The sequence below is a fragment of the Paenibacillus periandrae genome (genome assembly GCF_022458865.1).
GTDB classification, from domain to species: Bacteria; Bacillota; Bacilli; order Paenibacillales; family NBRC-103111; genus Paenibacillus_S; species Paenibacillus_S periandrae.
The window spans coordinates 15,023-29,130 of sequence record NZ_JAJNMU010000013.1 but is presented as its reverse complement, the minus strand read 5'-3'; the positions used below and the strand labels follow the sequence as shown (position 1 = coordinate 29,130).

The following is a 14,108-nucleotide window of genomic DNA, read 5'->3' as shown; positions in this document are numbered from 1 at the left end:
ATGATAATAGGCATTGGAATCGACTTAGTCGATATCGCCAGAGTGAATAAGATTATGAAAGGCGACGCGGGAGAGCGATTTGCTGCCCGCGTACTGACGCCGGGAGAACGGGAGCTGGCTGCCACGCGGCAGGGACGTCTGGCCGAATTTATTGCCGGCCGCTTTGCCGCCAAGGAAGCGGTGAGCAAGGCGCTCGGCTGTGGTATCGGCAAGCAGGTGTCGCTGCAGCATATTGAGGTGCTGCCGGATGGACGCGGCAAGCCGATTTGCACGGTTGATCATGCAGCCTTGCAGCGGCTGGAGCTTGATCCGGCCTGCACTGTCATTCACCTCAGCATCACCCATACCGATTCGACAGCAATGGCATATGTGATGGTTGAGAACAGAGGGCTACTCCCGTAGCAGTTAGCCGTTCAACGAAGCCTGAGCCTCCACAGAAGACAGAAGCGCAGGTCGCCTTTTAACGCTTGGTAGCCAGCCAATCTACCAACGCCTGCGTTTCTTCTGGCTTCAGCTTGCTTCCAAAAGCCGGCATTCCGTTGCCGCCGCCAGTAATCTGCTTGTCAATCTGCTCCTTAGTTAATCGTGAGCCAACCTGCTGAAGATTCGTTTTGGGTCCTACACGCCCTTCAAGCCCGCCTCCGTGACAGGAAAGACAATTTTGCTTATATACGGATTGGACCTGCTCGGGCGCCCCTACCAACGCATCATTTGTATTCGCATTTTTAGCCGCTCCAAAAGGCTCCTTGCCGCTGTTTTGCGTGTTGCTGCCACAGCCTGATATGACGCCAATGGCTACCATAATAATCGCGGTTAGCATGTATTGGGTCCGTTTCTTCATTGGATAACCCCCTCCGATTGTTTATTTCCTATGTACAACATCCACCCTAACGCAATCATACTTAGTCCTCCAGCGCCACCAAGCGCCACCGAAGCCAAGCCCAGATATTGAGTCGCAACCACAAGCGTCAGCACAAACTGCCATATGCCTATATAAAGGATGGGTTTTCCAAGCCATACACCGAGCTGAGCGAGAGAAACGGCCACAATGAAGGATTTCAACAAGGGTATAAAGGACGTATCCGCAGCGTGTACATATCCAAGCGTCCAGACTGCTATAATGAGCATTATAACAGCCCATACCGATGAACCTGCTGGTATCGTTAATCTGGACCAGACGCCAAGCCGGACATCCCTCCATAACACAATAGCACTTGCTGCAAGTGCTATCCACAGTGGTAGCGACTGCCAGGGAGCGACATTCAGCCATTGTCCGATAAATTCCAATGTGGACGCCAGCACCGATTGGATACCCCAGATCATCAACCATACGAGATACGGTCGTGAGCTTTGAATGTTTTGCAATATAGTCTGCTTCGGGTTCATGGCTTCAACTGATTTCATCATCTTCACACCTTTTCTGTGCATCAATTGCGATCTGCTGACGTAACAAAACGATGCTTTTTGGCATAGTCACGTGGAGATACACCGGTTACTTTTTTGAAAATTCGACTGAAATAAAACTCATCTGTGTAGCCTACGCTGCTTGCTATCGATTTCAGACGATAATCGGACAGCATCAGCAGCTCCTTGGCGCGGTCAACGCGGAGATGCGTCAAATAATCGATGGGGCTGTAGCCTATGTATTTTTTGAATAATCGCGAGTAATGGCTTATACTCAACCCAGCCATTTGCGCAAGCCCTTCTAGAGTCAGAGGCTCCTGGTAGTGGCCTACCATATAATCCTGGGTTAGTTCTATAGCTGCTGTCGTGTTTCCGGCGACCTTTTGTGCGCGGAAATCCTGAATCAACGTCATGAAAAACTCCAGCAGCAATATTTTACGACGCATGGCGGTCATATGCCCTCTACGCTTCCATAATATGTCCAATTGCTCGAACAAATAAATAAGCTGGGGTGTGTTGTGTACGGTGTACATGCCCTCCAGAGGAAATGGCGATTCTTCAGAGCTTCGGGAAATCCACTGTTCCTTCTCGTCGAAAGTTTCCGTATAATGAAAACGAAAGAAATAGTATTCCAACGGCTGCTCGGGATCGGTTTGCCGTTCAACCTCCATACCGGGACTGAAGGAGAAGAACTTGCCAGGGTCCGCAGGATAATGGGTTCCATTAATCGTAAAGCTGCCTTTTCCTTTAATAATCAGCCAAATCGAATGATGACGGATCGTTCGGGGCAGCTGTCGCCATTCAGGGCTGCATTTTTGATGGCCGACAAGCAGCAGGGAAATTACTAGTTTATTCAGTCTGGCGGCTAGTTCACCAGGAGTCAGCATCGGTCCCACTCCTTCATTAAAAGCTGCCATTTATTATACCACAATATGTATCACCAGAAGGAGAACTCATGGACACGACACATAAACAACAATACTTTTCAAATGAACTGCTGGCGTGGTATCTTCGTCACCGCCGTGATTTACCATGGCGTCGCAGTCGTAATCCCTATTATATCTGGATTTCCGAGGTTATGCTGCAGCAAACGCGGGTAGATACGGTCATTCCTTATTTTCACCGTTTTATCGAAAGGTTCCCTACTGTGGAAGCATTAGCTAAGGCACCGGAAGAGGACGTGCTCAAGCTGTGGGAAGGTCTTGGCTACTATTCACGGGCACGTAATCTGCAAGGGGCGGTTAGGGAAGTTCATGAACGATACGGAGGCATAGTGCCCGAGAGTAAAGAAGAAATTTCCTCCCTCCGAGGCGTGGGTCCGTATACATCAGGGGCCATTTTGAGTATTGCTTATAACAAGCCTGAGCCTGCAGTGGACGGCAATGTGATGCGGGTATTATCGAGGTACTTTTTGATTGAAGAAGATATTATGAAGCCGAGCACGAGAGGGATAATGGAAAGACTGGCAAAAGCATTGATTCCCGAAGGGGCTGCAGGGGATTTTAATCAGGCTTTGATGGAGCTTGGAGCTATGGTATGCAAGCCGCGTTCCCCGAACTGTCTGACTTGTCCGGTTATGGAGCATTGCTCAGCCCGTGAAGCGGGGTTGGAGGAACAGCTGCCGATTAAGAAAAAGGCCAAGCCCCCACGTCCAGAGCAGCGGGTAGCGGCATTAATTGCAGGCAGCGGTGATCACCAAGGTAAAGTTCTGATTCGTCAGAGGCCGCAGGAAGGGCTGCTGGCCCGCATGTGGGAGCTGCCTCATACAGAGGTTCCGTTTACCTATATGGACGTCAGTCCATCCTCGCCGGAACTTATACCAGAATCATTCAAGCTGCTGACGGACCAATTGGCAGAGGAAACGATCGGTATTATTCCGGAAAGATGGTTTATGCACGCTGAGCATACGTTCAGCCATATTCACTGGGATATGGATATTATTGCATGCAGACTGGAGCCTGGTATCATTCCAAGCCCTGCAGGCATGCTGCTGCCTTCTCATTATCAATGGGTGGATAGCGCCACAATGGACAATTTTGCATTCCCGAACGTGTTTCTGAAAATATTGAAAGCATATTTTGCAGCCTGTACAGAGCTGTAAGCTACAGGGGGAGAAGTCTTTTCATGGCTTCCATTTTGTTAATGTAAATCATTTTCTTTTCGATGGTGATGATCTGATCCTCCTGCAGCTCCTGCAGCACCTTGGTTACGGATTCTCTGACGGTACCAGCCAGATTGGCAATCTGCTGGTGAGTCAGCTTCATGTTGATCATCAGTCTTCCCTGCTTGATAATGCCGTGATCCTGAGCAAGTCTGCATACGACCTTGATAATGCGCATCCGCACGTCGAGAAAGGTAAGATCATAAATTTGCTCATTCGCTTTACGGAGTCTCTCCATCGTGACTTCAAGAAGTCGCAGACTCAGCTTAGGCGTTTGTTCGAGAAAATGATAAAACTCCGAACGCATCAAGGTGTAGATTTTACAGTTTTCAAGCGTTTCCGCTGTAGCCGAACGGGTCAAGCCCTTTTGAATCAGCGACATTTCTCCGAAAAAATCTCCATCACGAAATAGTGCGAGAATAATTTCTTTGGCATAATCAATCCGGTAAATTTTGACGACACCGGATTGTATAAGGAAAAATTCCTCTCCCAAATCTGCCTCGAAAAATAAAATCGTACCTTTTTTAAAATCGCGTTCAACAAACAATGGAGCAATGATCTCCAGATCACTGACTGCCAAATCTTGAAACAAGGGTACATTTTGTAACAAAGGAATTAAACTTTTCATGAAAGAATTCATCTCTTTTCCAGTCTTAATGAACGAGTGCATCCTCTCCGATACGATAGATCATGATGTGTAGATGACGGGATAAATCTATCTCTTCCGGATATCTTAGCTGCTCACCCCGCTCATTGGTCAAAATTCTTACCACAGGTCGCTGCTTGAACGACGGGTTGATTTTGGATACAATGCCGGTTTGTCCGGTGCTTAAGCGAACGCTAAGGCCGACTGGATAAATAGCCACCTTATTTCGGAAAAATTCCACCTTACTCTTATCATACAACGTTCCAGCTCCGGTGAAAAGATTTTCTAATGCATGATCTGGCGGCAGGGAAGCGCGATAGGGTCGTGGATTTGTCATCGCATCATAGGCATCCAATAAACCGACCCATTGAGCGAATGGATGTACGTTAGTACCGGAGAGATTTAATGGGTAGCCGGTGCCATCCACCTTTTCATGATGCTGGAGCGCACAGTGAGCGGAGAGAAGGGGGATACCAGGTATTTCGCGCAGAAGCTTGAAGCCATGCTCGGTATGCTTCTTGATTTCTTCAAATTCCAGATGGGACAAGGGAGTCTTTTTGGTCAGCAAGGAGTGGGGTACAAGGGAATTTCCGATATCATGGAACATCGCTCCCATGCCGAGAGCTTCCAAATCCGTTGCACTATAGCCTTCTATCATTCCAATACGTGTCGCATAGACAGCTACATTGAGTGCGTTCTGGAAAAAGTGCTCGACCATCGAAAAGGTGCTTCGATTCATCACCATCAGCATAATTGTGTCGTCAGAAGGGCGAATATGAGATTTCAGATCGTCCCTGAGCAGATTGATACAATGATTGGCGGTCTTGGATAGTTGCTGCCGTTCGCTAAGCGTTATCGATTTGGTGGAAAGCAGCATTTGAAAGCTGCGGGTCAGCTGGCTGCGAATGATCAGGCGTGTTTCTTCTCTTATGGAGTCCTCAATGTAGATGTCATCGGTCCGCTTGTCTTTAATATAGATTTGCTGGAAGCCAAATTGGATCAGCTTGTTGATTAGAGATTGACTGAGTTCCACGTTGTAGCCGATTAAGGTTTGACCTTCCTCTGAGATGATAGGCTTACCTAATCGCATACCGGACTGAACCATAGATAGAGGGAGTAATCTCATAGTATCAAATCACCTTTTACTAGTAGTTTAGACACTATAACGATGATGGAATACTTGTCGTAATGGTTCTTGAGTCATGCGTCTATGTGCTACATTATTCCACAAAGGCTGCCATAATTCTGTGTATAATGCTACAAAAATCAAGAATTCATCAAATTTTGTCGTACAATGATCAAATCGTCCTATAAAATGAAAATGCATCCTACGGTGAAGTAATAATAAATAACACAAAAAACCGGGATTGGAGGGTATCCAGTCCCGGTTTTTACATGAATGCAATGACTGCACGATTATTATTTACTAACAGCTGCTGCGTAACGTTTGCCAACTTCATCCCAGTTAACAACGTTCCAGAAAGCTGAAATATAATCAGGGCGTTTGTTTTGATATTTCAAATAGTAAGCATGCTCCCATACATCCAGACCCAGAATTGGCGTGTTGCCTTCGGAGATCGGGCTGTCTTGGTTAGGTGTGCTGCTTACAACCAATTTACCTGCTGGAGTTACGGAAAGCCAAGCCCAGCCGCTGCCAAAACGAGTAGCGCCAGCTTTAGCAAGATCTTCTTTGAATTTGTCAAAACCGCCAAGCTCAGCATTGATAGCATCAGCTAATGCGCCGGATGGTGCGCCGCCGCCGTTAGGTCCGATAATTTCCCAGAACAAGGAGTGGTTAGCATGTCCGCCACCGTTATTACGAACTGCTGCACGAATGCCTTCTGGAATGCTGTCCAGGTTGGAAATCAATTCTTCAATCGATTTGGACTGCAGATCAGGATGAGCTTCCAAAGCCGCATTCAGGTTAGTTACATATGCGTTGTGGTGACGATCATGGTGGATCATCATCGTAGTCTCGTCGATGTGTGGTTCCAAAGCGTTGTTTGCATAAGGAAGAGCTGGTAATTGATGTGCCATTCGTAAATACCTCCTAATAGTTATGTAGATTCCAATTCAATCCTATTATCGCCTATATTCGATATAAAAGCAACATGTATGTATATTAAGTATCTACTATGCTGCTCAACCGGATGTAGACGCTAAGTCTTATTATTTCGAAAGACCTATGAATTTATCCGCCCTCTGAACCATTGAATCATCCAAATTACAGAAAAAATGAATACGAATACCCTTGAAAACGCTTCATATACAGCGCTTTCGGTCGATTATAAATCATTTGTAAAGTTTTTTGAGTATTTTCCGTTAAATAAAGAAGGATTTTAGCTATATTTGTCGTATTTTATACCAGATAGAAATAAACAAAACCATGCTGTGGGGAGAGTTCCGTTGATGCTTGTTCGTCCCTTTCAATTGTCCGACTATGTTTCCGTTACTGATTTATTCAAGCACGTTTTAAGCGAGGCCTGTTATGATGAAACAATGGAAGCTTTTGCAAGGCAGCTTTCTTGGGATAGCGAGCTTGTATTAGTCGCTGCCGAGAATGAACAAATCGTAGGTGTCATCGTAGGTACGATCGACAATCACAACGGCTATTATTATCGTATCGCTGTAAGCACTGAATTTCAGCGTCGCGGTTATGGTAAGGCATTGATCGAATCGATGAGACAACGTTTTGTACAGCGCAAGGTACGCAAGATCATGATCACTGTAGATGTTCATAATGAGATGGTTATACCGGTGTATGAATCCGCCGGCTACCAGGACACCGATTTTTCGCGTTCCGCACACCGCTTGAGCATCGTAAACGGATAGTCTCCGTTTTCCAAACAATACACGGAGTGTTTATAATGGGCACGGTCTGTTCGCTAACAGCGGAGGCTGTGTTTTTTTGTGTTGGCATAACTGTTTTCCATGATCCAGATGTGTTATCATTTACGCAGGTACGTGCGACGTATAACCGATGTCAGGCTTAGTCAGAGCTAGTTAAGAAGAAGCCTCAAGCAATTAGTAAAAGTCAGAACCAACCGATATAGAATGAGGCGATAGAGAAGGGTGAAGTCCCATCATTTTCCTTGGGGAAAGCCTGCTGAAGTCTTCGTTGGTCTTATGTTACATATAGAAGGGTATGGACCTCATGGCGACTTTTTCCACGCATATCATCAAAAGCTTTAAGCATGACGGACATTTGCACCGGACGTGGGTCGAGAACGCTTTGGTCCCTGAATCGCTCCATCATGAATCTCACAAAGCGGAATCGATGATGATCCTTATCAATAGCCAGACGAAAATTATTGAGGCGGACGGGAAAGAGTGGGTTAGCCGAATTCCAGGCGTCTCTTTTTTTATCCCCAAGCAGTGGTTTAATGTTGTCGCTCTTTTGGAAGAATCCGGTGTGCGTTATTATTGCAATGTGGCTTCTCCTCCTTATTTGAGCGGCAACGTCATTACGTATATCGATTATGACCTGGATGTAATCCGGATGCCGGGCGGCGCAGTACACGTTGTCGATCAGGATGAATATGAGCAGCACAAGCTGATGTATCATTACTCTGCGATTGTAGAAGGTAAAGTTAAGCAGGGGTTGAACGATTTATTAACCCGCATTCAGCTTGATCAAGCGCCGTTTTGCGATGAGTGGGTGCATTATTATTATCGAGAGTGGGAAAAGTGGAAAGGTTAAGTAAGGAATGGAGGCATAAAATGGGCTTCTTTACTTCCAGAAAATCGGAAGAACGATTATCAACAGACATGTTGGCAGCAGATCATTCAGCCGGGCTTTTGACAGAGGTCTGGAGTTGGACCAAATCCATTCTTATTGCCCTATTCATTGTGGCGATGGTCCATCAATACGGATTTCACCTTTCTACAGTAAAAGGAGCTTCCATGCAGCCTACTCTAGAAGAAAACGAGTGGTTATTTATCAATAAAACTGTTCAGTTCATAGGGAGTCCCAATCGCGGCGATGTTGTGGTCGTTAAGGAGCCAGAGGCTAGTGAGCCGCAGCCTATTTTTCTGGTCAAGCGAGTTGTTGCCGTGGCTGGTGATGAAGTTCGGATTCAACAGGGGAAGCTGTATGTGAACGGTTTGTTTGCGATGGAGAGCTATACGGATTCGCCAATTGAAGACGGGAGTCTGGAGCCGTATACGATACCACAGGGATCGCTGTTTGTAATGGGAGATAACCGCCATCGCCTTGCCAGTTACGATAGCCGGAGCTTTGGGGCTGTGTCTCTGGATAAAATAGAAGGGCGGGCGGAGTTAATTGTGTGGCCGCTGTCCAAAATCAGGATTCTTTAATTCTCAAACGAGGTGATGCAGAACATGACGGAAGCTGTACACAATAGTAACCGCATTGACTGGCATCAATTAAAGCAAGACATGCGTGAGGCCGCATCGGCACTTGGTATTGACAAAATAGGGATCTCCAGCGCTGAGCCCTTTGTCGAATTAAAATCAATTCTGCTGCAGCATCGCTCCAAGGGCTACGAATCCGGCTTTGAGGAGCCCGATCTTGATAAACGGACCGAGCCTGCGCTCAGCTTGGCGGAACCCCGTTCCATCATTTCCATCGCTGTTGCTTATCCATCCAAGTTAGCCAATGCGCCGCGCTCGGAGCCTGGGGCCTATCGAGGTATCTTTTCACGCTCGGCCTGGGGGTTGGACTACCATCAGGTGCTGCGCAATCGGCTGCAGCGTCTGGAGGCTTGGATTCGTGAGCGCGTTCCTGATGCAAGGATGGTAAATATGGTGGATACAGGTGCATTGGTAGATCGAGCGGTTGCGGAGCGGGCGGGGATTGGTTTTATTGGAAAGAACTGTTCGATAATAACACCCGAATTCGGGTCGTGGGTATATTTGGGGGAAGTGATTACGAATCTGCCATTGCCCTCTGATGTGCCGGTTACTGAAAGCTGCGGTGATTGTACGCTCTGTATAGATGCATGTCCGACAGGCGCATTGGTAGGCCCCGGACAGCTGAACGCGCCCCGCTGTATTTCGTATGTGACCCAGACCAAGGGGCATGTAGAAGAAGATGAAATGAAAGAAAAGATCGGAAATCGTCTATATGGCTGCGATACGTGCCAGATCGTATGTCCGAAGAACAAGGGTAAGAACTGGACGCATCATCCTGAACTCCAGCCGGATGCGGAGCAGGTCAAACCGCTGCTGGTTCCGCTACTCAAGATGAGCAACCGTGAATTTAAAGAGCGTTTTGGTACAAGCTCCGCTGCATGGCGCGGCAGAAAGCCCATTCAACGCAATGCGATTTATGCATTAGGACATTTTAAGGATCAATCCGCCATACCTGTTCTTCACGAACTGCTACTTACAGACGAGAGGCCGGAAATCCGTGCCTCCGCCGCATGGGCATTAGGGAGAATCGGGGGCAAACAGGCTGAAATGGCCATTGAAGAAGCACTTGGTAAAGAACAGCATCCAACGGTTCTTATGGAGCTGAATAAATAGATATGGAATTGAAAGGGCAGAATTGGCTCTGTCAAATCAAATATGGACGTGGTACACACGATTATTTACAGCATTGTGAGCCGTTAACACGTTCGGAACGGAGACCCGATGAGATACGTACACATTGATAATGTAGAGCCTGGCGAGTATTTGGGCAGAACGATTTTTTCCGGCAATGGCGCTGTATTATTGTCGGATGGGGTACAGCTTACAGTTTATATGATCAACACTTTGAACCGCATAGGCGTTACGATGATTTACATTAAAGACCCGCTGTTTGAGGATATTGAGATTATTGATATCGTTTCCGAGGAGACGAAGCGGGCAGTCATGCAGCGGATGGGACAAACATTTGACTCGATCCGTTCGGGTAAAGATTTTAATACGCGTAATATGAACGTAAGCATTGATAATTTACTAGATGAGATTATGAAGAACAAAGATGTGCTGGTCCAACTGTCCGATATCCGGACCAAAGACAACGAAATGTATGTGCACGCGCTCAATGTGAGTATGATGTCTGCACTGATCGGAATACAAATGGAAATGCCTATGAATCAGCTGCGGGAGCTTGTAATTGGGGCCATGCTGCATGACATCGGCAAGGTTGAGTTAATAACGGACGACACGTCCGAGGATTTGAAAAAGCATCACACCTGGCGCGGGTTTGAGCTGTTAAAGAACAAACGTGAGCTAAGTCTGCTCATCGCCCACGTTGCTTTTCAGCATCATGAGAAGATGAACGGCAGTGGTTTGCCAAGAGAAATGCAGGGTGATCAAATTCATCTGTATGCGCGAATTGTAGCCGTTGCCAACACCTACGATAATTTGCTGTTTGACTTGTCACTGGGGCGGCGTATGATGCCGCATGAAGCTTGTGAGCACATGATGGTATTGGCAGGCGAAGAGCTGGACAGGGAAATTGTCATTCAGTTTTTACGTACAATTTCAGTTTATCCGACAGGTACATCGGTAAAATTGTCTTCTAAAGAAACAGGAGTAGTGGTTGGGCAGCATAGAGGGCTTCCAGGACGCCCTGTCGTCAGAGTCGTTAAATCGGAATCAGGAACGGATTTGGAGGTCGTAGAGGTCGATCTTGCCAAGCATACAACCGTGTTCATCGATAGCGTACTGCAGTGAGTGCTGTGCAGAACATTGTCAAAAGTGAGTTGTACGTATTCCTCTTATTTGTTAAGATACAATAATGATCAATAGTTAATGAGGTGAATAAGCAACGATGTGGAACTATATTATTCCAATTCTAACTTTGCTTGTCGGTGCGGTAGGCGGATTTTTCGCGGGTGTGTATTATTTGCGCAGACAGCTTGAAAAAATGCAAAGCAATCCGGAGATGCTGCAGGAAATGGCCAAAAAAATGGGTTATAACCTGGACAAGAAGCAGCTCGGCAAAGCCCAGCAAATGATGAAGAATAATCGAAAATTTCGTCCTTAATTCCAGAGAGGTGGAACCGAAGTCATGCCAGCTAAAGATTATAGGAATACGAGTGTAATAAACAACCGTGCATTAATCGAAGGGCATGTCCGCGAGATTTTACGGTTGGTTGGTGAAGACATTGATCGGGAGGGCTTGTTGGAAACACCGGCAAGAGTAACCCGGATGTATGAAGAAATATTCGCAGGCTATGAGGCAGACTATAAGGATATTTTAGGTGTAACCTTCGATGAGAAGCATGAAGAGCTTGTAATCATAAAAGATATCGTCTATTACAGCCAATGTGAGCATCATATGGCACCTTTTTTCGGTAAAATCCATATCGGATACGTTCCAAGCGGTAAAATCGCCGGCCTCAGTAAATTTGCCAGATTGGTTGACGCTGTGACCCGTAAGCTGCAGGTACAGGAGCGGATTACATCGGATTTGGCCAATATTTTGGAAGAGGAATTGACACCACATGGCTGCATGGTTGTTGTCGAAGGAGAGCATCTGTGCATGTGCTCCAGAGGTGTGAAAAAAACAGGCAGCCAGACGGTAACCTCAGCAGTCCGCGGTACTTTCCGTACCAATGCGGCCCTCCGTTCAGAATTTTTGTCCTTACTCAAGCAATAAACGACAACAATAAACAGGCTAACGTCCGCCCTACTTAGGAAGGATGCCAGCCTGTTTTTTATAAATTCTTATATCGATACAATTGGATTCCCTGCAAGGGGATTTTGACGCAATGGCCTTACTTAAATCCCGCTGTTAGCCGCGAGAGCAGGCTTGGTATTCATACCCTTAAGAAATCCCATAGTCACTGATAAATAGGTTTTCTTTTGTGCTTTAAATATAAGCTCGTGCGTATCATTAGGCGTAAGCCACAGCTGTGCGTTGGAGCTTGCAGATTGATTACGGAAAATCTCCTGAACCATTTCATAAGGAGCCCGTTGGTCTTGTTTGCCATGAATAAACAAAATGGGCATCTGATATTGCGCTTCCTTGACTTGAGTATATGGAATTTGATTCAGACTAACACCATTAATAAGTGGGAAAAATAAATGTACAAGCGCGAGTGAAGGGAACTTAGGCAGATTAGCCATTTGCTTCATGTTGTGATACATCGTTTCCGGTTCCAGAATGAAGGTGCTATCCAGAATCATCCCATCGATATCCTTAGTCTGAAGCGCGGCTTGCAGAGCTGTACCTGCCCCCATGGAGAAGCCCCAAATATATACGGATTCCGCACCCTTTTCCTTGGCGTATTTGACGGCACCAAGCAGTTCCTGAGACTCACGAATTCCACCGGTTGCGCTGATTTCAGGTTGTACATATCCATAGTCGAACATCAGCACATTGTAATTTTGCTTATGAAGCTCTTGAGCCAAGCTGTACAAAGGCACCCAGATTTCCTCTCTGTTGCCGCCGTAGCCATGTGAGAATATAACGGTTTTACCGATATTTGCAGAGGATGCCGCAGGGATATACCAACCTGATAAGACAGAGCTATCGTTCAAGCTTGGAAACGTAATATCTTCATACGCGGCTCCGAACGACAAGCTTGGATTGGAACGCAGCGGATCGATATGAGGCCTTGCCAAGGACCAGGCAACATAGGCATGGAACGCCATAAGAAGGCTGAATAAGAGGAGTAGTAAGGAAAGCAGTGCAATAAGCACCTGTTTCACTCTGCGTTTGATTTGAAGCGACCGGGTGAGAGCGGTTTCTATTTGTGCAGTGGTTAGTTGAACGGATGGCAAGGGGTTGGTATCCATCGAAATCCCTCCTAGTTGACTAAATTAACATGATGTTGAAAGTGCACAACGGACGGCTATTTGCTAAGATAATAGGATCACGAGGATGTGCTATAAAACATTCATAAATTGTTGTTAATTCGTCTAATTACTTCTAATAGTAAGACCGGAATCGTGTATCGTCAATCAACGGGGAGAAATGTAAACCTCCTGTAATATACATGTAATAGTAGAACCAAGTTATGGTTTATCGGCAATAAACTCTTTGCGGTATATGCAGACATGAGTTATACTATATGTAACAGGGTTTCATCAAGTGAAACTAAAAATCGGGGGAAATCGTGATGGAGGACGGCAAATTAACAGTGCGTGCGGTGGAGCGCGCCTTGGATATACTGCTTTGTTTTACAGATGAATCTGATCTGAGCTTGACGGAAATTGCCGTCCGCGTGTCCCTTCATAAAAGCACGGTGCACCGTTTGCTGGCATCATTGGAGGGAAAGGGCTTTATATTGCGTGATTTTGCAACAGATAAATACCGATTAGGCTTCCGAATATGGGAGCTGTCCGCCAATATGGTGCATACTCATGATCCTGCCATGATTCTGCTTCCGGAAATGGAAAGACTGCGTGATCAGTTGGATGAGACGATCAGTCTATATGTATGTGATGGCTTGGAGCGGGTTCGCGTGCAGGCGGTAGAAAGTAACCAAGCGATAAGACGCGTGGCTCCGATAGGGGCAAGGCTGCCGCTGTATGTCGGTGCATCGAGCAAGATTCTGGTAGCCTTCGCCGAGCCGCAGTTGTTGGAGGCGTTGATGAAGGCTCACAATTTACCAACGGCTCTGGAACGCACCGTCTTTCTTCAACAATTGGCTGAGGCCAGAGCACTGGGCTATGCAACAAGTGTGGAGGAGCGAGAGCTTGGGACTGCAGCCGTTGCTGTACCGATCTATAATCAGGCACAGCAGCTGGTAGCTTCCTTGGCGGTCAGCGGTCCTTCCAATCGGTTAACGTTAGCAAAGATGAAGGAGCATGCTCCTGTATTGATCGAAGCTGCCCGTCGAATGGGTAAGATGCTCAGATGAATGAATCCCATAACCAACCTCAGCACAGCTTGCCGGATTGTCGGAAAGCTGTGTTTTTTGCTGACCACACATCAGTTGTATAACCTAAACATGCTCATCGCACCCGACAATAAAAACAAATAAGCCTCATATA

17 protein-coding genes are annotated in these 14,108 nt (G+C 46.5%); 10 read left to right on the top strand and 7 right to left on the bottom strand.

The window, feature by feature from the left end; translation table 11 throughout:
• Complete coding sequence (gene acpS, locus LRL21_RS21950) at nucleotides 1-402, top strand: holo-ACP synthase (protein WP_240417935.1); 402 nt, start codon at nucleotides 1-3, stop codon at nucleotides 400-402.
• 58 nt (nucleotides 403-460) lie between these two features.
• Here acpS and LRL21_RS21945 read toward each other — a convergent pair whose 3' ends face one another.
• From LRL21_RS21945 to LRL21_RS21935, 3 genes are read right to left on the bottom strand one after another with little or no spacing between them, the layout of a single operon-like run.
• The gene (locus LRL21_RS21945) at nucleotides 461-841 is read right to left on the bottom strand and encodes a c-type cytochrome (protein ID WP_240417934.1); all 381 of its coding nucleotides are present in this window, start codon (nucleotides 839-841) and stop codon (nucleotides 461-463) included.
• On the bottom strand, nucleotides 838-1,431 hold the full coding sequence (locus LRL21_RS21940) for a hypothetical protein (protein WP_240417933.1): 594 nt from the start codon (nucleotides 1,429-1,431) through the stop codon (nucleotides 838-840). The genes LRL21_RS21945 and LRL21_RS21940 overlap by 4 nt, the downstream gene beginning before the upstream one ends.
• On the bottom strand, nucleotides 1,428-2,321 hold the full coding sequence (locus LRL21_RS21935) for an AraC family transcriptional regulator (RefSeq protein WP_240417932.1): 894 nt from the start codon (nucleotides 2,319-2,321) through the stop codon (nucleotides 1,428-1,430). The genes LRL21_RS21940 and LRL21_RS21935 overlap by 4 nt, the downstream gene beginning before the upstream one ends.
• Nucleotides 2,322-2,359: 38 nt before the next feature.
• Here LRL21_RS21935 and mutY point away from each other — a divergent pair, with 38 nt between their 5' ends.
• Nucleotides 2,360-3,505: an A/G-specific adenine glycosylase gene (gene mutY, locus LRL21_RS21930; RefSeq protein ID WP_240417931.1), complete on the top strand. Its 1,146-nt coding sequence runs from the start codon at nucleotides 2,360-2,362 to the stop codon at nucleotides 3,503-3,505.
• 1 nt (nucleotide 3,506) lies between these two features.
• On the opposite strand, the gene LRL21_RS21925 is transcribed toward mutY, so the two are convergent.
• From LRL21_RS21925 to LRL21_RS21915, 3 genes are all read right to left on the bottom strand, one after another.
• Nucleotides 3,507-4,193, bottom strand: a complete 687-nt coding sequence (locus LRL21_RS21925; RefSeq protein WP_240417930.1) for a Crp/Fnr family transcriptional regulator — start codon at nucleotides 4,191-4,193, stop codon at nucleotides 3,507-3,509.
• Nucleotides 4,194-4,218: 25 nt separating this feature from the next.
• Complete coding sequence (locus tag LRL21_RS21920) at nucleotides 4,219-5,337, bottom strand: HD-GYP domain-containing protein (protein WP_240417929.1); 1,119 nt, start codon at nucleotides 5,335-5,337, stop codon at nucleotides 4,219-4,221.
• 293 nt (nucleotides 5,338-5,630) lie between these two features.
• A complete protein-coding gene (locus LRL21_RS21915; protein ID WP_240417928.1) occupies nucleotides 5,631-6,248 on the bottom strand; it encodes a superoxide dismutase in 618 nt (205 codons plus the stop codon).
• A 372-nt stretch (nucleotides 6,249-6,620) separates the two neighbouring features.
• On the opposite strand from LRL21_RS21915, the gene LRL21_RS21910 reads away from it, so the two are divergent.
• The 7 genes from LRL21_RS21910 to folE all read left to right on the top strand — a co-directional run bounded on the left by LRL21_RS21910 (nucleotide 6,621) and on the right by folE (nucleotide 11,766).
• Nucleotides 6,621-7,043 carry a GNAT family N-acetyltransferase gene (locus LRL21_RS21910; protein WP_240417927.1) on the top strand — a complete coding sequence of 141 codons (423 nt, stop codon included), beginning with the start codon at nucleotides 6,621-6,623 and terminating at the stop codon, nucleotides 7,041-7,043.
• 322 nt (nucleotides 7,044-7,365) lie between these two features.
• The gene (locus LRL21_RS21905) at nucleotides 7,366-7,911 is read left to right on the top strand and encodes a DUF402 domain-containing protein (RefSeq protein WP_240417926.1); all 546 of its coding nucleotides are present in this window, start codon (nucleotides 7,366-7,368) and stop codon (nucleotides 7,909-7,911) included.
• A gap of 20 nt (nucleotides 7,912-7,931) precedes the next feature.
• Nucleotides 7,932-8,528 (top strand): signal peptidase I, encoded by a 597-nt coding sequence (lepB, locus tag LRL21_RS21900; protein WP_240417925.1) that lies wholly within the window; start codon nucleotides 7,932-7,934, stop codon nucleotides 8,526-8,528.
• Between the two features lie 24 nt (nucleotides 8,529-8,552).
• Nucleotides 8,553-9,698, top strand: a complete 1,146-nt coding sequence (gene queG, locus LRL21_RS21895; RefSeq protein WP_420832477.1) for a tRNA epoxyqueuosine(34) reductase QueG — start codon at nucleotides 8,553-8,555, stop codon at nucleotides 9,696-9,698.
• A gap of 108 nt (nucleotides 9,699-9,806) precedes the next feature.
• Nucleotides 9,807-10,838 carry an HD-GYP domain-containing protein gene (locus LRL21_RS21890; RefSeq protein ID WP_240417923.1) on the top strand — a complete coding sequence of 344 codons (1,032 nt, stop codon included), beginning with the start codon at nucleotides 9,807-9,809 and terminating at the stop codon, nucleotides 10,836-10,838.
• Between the two features lie 97 nt (nucleotides 10,839-10,935).
• The gene (locus LRL21_RS21885) at nucleotides 10,936-11,151 is read left to right on the top strand and encodes a YneF family protein (RefSeq protein ID WP_240417922.1); all 216 of its coding nucleotides are present in this window, start codon (nucleotides 10,936-10,938) and stop codon (nucleotides 11,149-11,151) included.
• A gap of 24 nt (nucleotides 11,152-11,175) precedes the next feature.
• Complete coding sequence (gene folE, locus LRL21_RS21880; RefSeq protein WP_240417921.1) at nucleotides 11,176-11,766, top strand: GTP cyclohydrolase I FolE; 591 nt, start codon at nucleotides 11,176-11,178, stop codon at nucleotides 11,764-11,766.
• A gap of 122 nt (nucleotides 11,767-11,888) precedes the next feature.
• Here folE and LRL21_RS21875 read toward each other — a convergent pair whose 3' ends face one another.
• On the bottom strand, nucleotides 11,889-12,908 hold the full coding sequence (locus tag LRL21_RS21875) for an alpha/beta hydrolase (protein ID WP_240417920.1): 1,020 nt from the start codon (nucleotides 12,906-12,908) through the stop codon (nucleotides 11,889-11,891).
• Nucleotides 12,909-13,231: 323 nt separating this feature from the next.
• Between LRL21_RS21875 and LRL21_RS21870 the strand changes: the two genes are divergently transcribed.
• Entirely contained in the window at nucleotides 13,232-13,975 is a 744-nt protein-coding gene (locus LRL21_RS21870) for an IclR family transcriptional regulator (protein ID WP_240417919.1), read from the top strand.
• Nucleotides 13,976-14,108: the final 133 nt, after the last annotated feature.

Coding starts and splice junctions, on each gene's coding strand:
- LRL21_RS21910 (WP_240417927.1), top strand. CDS start 6,621: ATGCTTGTTCGTCCCTTTCAATTGTCCGACTATGTTTCCGTTACTGAT.
- LRL21_RS21920 (WP_240417929.1), bottom strand. CDS start 5,337: ATGAGATTACTCCCTCTATCTATGGTTCAGTCCGGTATGCGATTAGGT.
- LRL21_RS21890 (WP_240417923.1), top strand. CDS start 9,807: ATGAGATACGTACACATTGATAATGTAGAGCCTGGCGAGTATTTGGGC.
- LRL21_RS21885 (WP_240417922.1), top strand. CDS start 10,936: ATGTGGAACTATATTATTCCAATTCTAACTTTGCTTGTCGGTGCGGTA.
- LRL21_RS21945 (WP_240417934.1), bottom strand. CDS start 841: ATGAAGAAACGGACCCAATACATGCTAACCGCGATTATTATGGTAGCC.
- folE (WP_240417921.1), top strand. CDS start 11,176: ATGCCAGCTAAAGATTATAGGAATACGAGTGTAATAAACAACCGTGCA.
- LRL21_RS21875 (WP_240417920.1), bottom strand. CDS start 12,908: ATGGATACCAACCCCTTGCCATCCGTTCAACTAACCACTGCACAAATA.
- LRL21_RS21935 (WP_240417932.1), bottom strand. CDS start 2,321: ATGGCAGCTTTTAATGAAGGAGTGGGACCGATGCTGACTCCTGGTGAA.
- acpS (WP_240417935.1), top strand. CDS start 1: ATGATAATAGGCATTGGAATCGACTTAGTCGATATCGCCAGAGTGAAT.
- lepB (WP_240417925.1), top strand. CDS start 7,932: ATGGGCTTCTTTACTTCCAGAAAATCGGAAGAACGATTATCAACAGAC.
- LRL21_RS21915 (WP_240417928.1), bottom strand. CDS start 6,248: ATGGCACATCAATTACCAGCTCTTCCTTATGCAAACAACGCTTTGGAA.
- LRL21_RS21925 (WP_240417930.1), bottom strand. CDS start 4,193: ATGAAAAGTTTAATTCCTTTGTTACAAAATGTACCCTTGTTTCAAGAT.
- mutY (WP_240417931.1), top strand. CDS start 2,360: ATGGACACGACACATAAACAACAATACTTTTCAAATGAACTGCTGGCG.
- LRL21_RS21905 (WP_240417926.1), top strand. CDS start 7,366: ATGGCGACTTTTTCCACGCATATCATCAAAAGCTTTAAGCATGACGGA.
- queG (WP_420832477.1), top strand. CDS start 8,553: ATGACGGAAGCTGTACACAATAGTAACCGCATTGACTGGCATCAATTA.
- LRL21_RS21870 (WP_240417919.1), top strand. CDS start 13,232: ATGGAGGACGGCAAATTAACAGTGCGTGCGGTGGAGCGCGCCTTGGAT.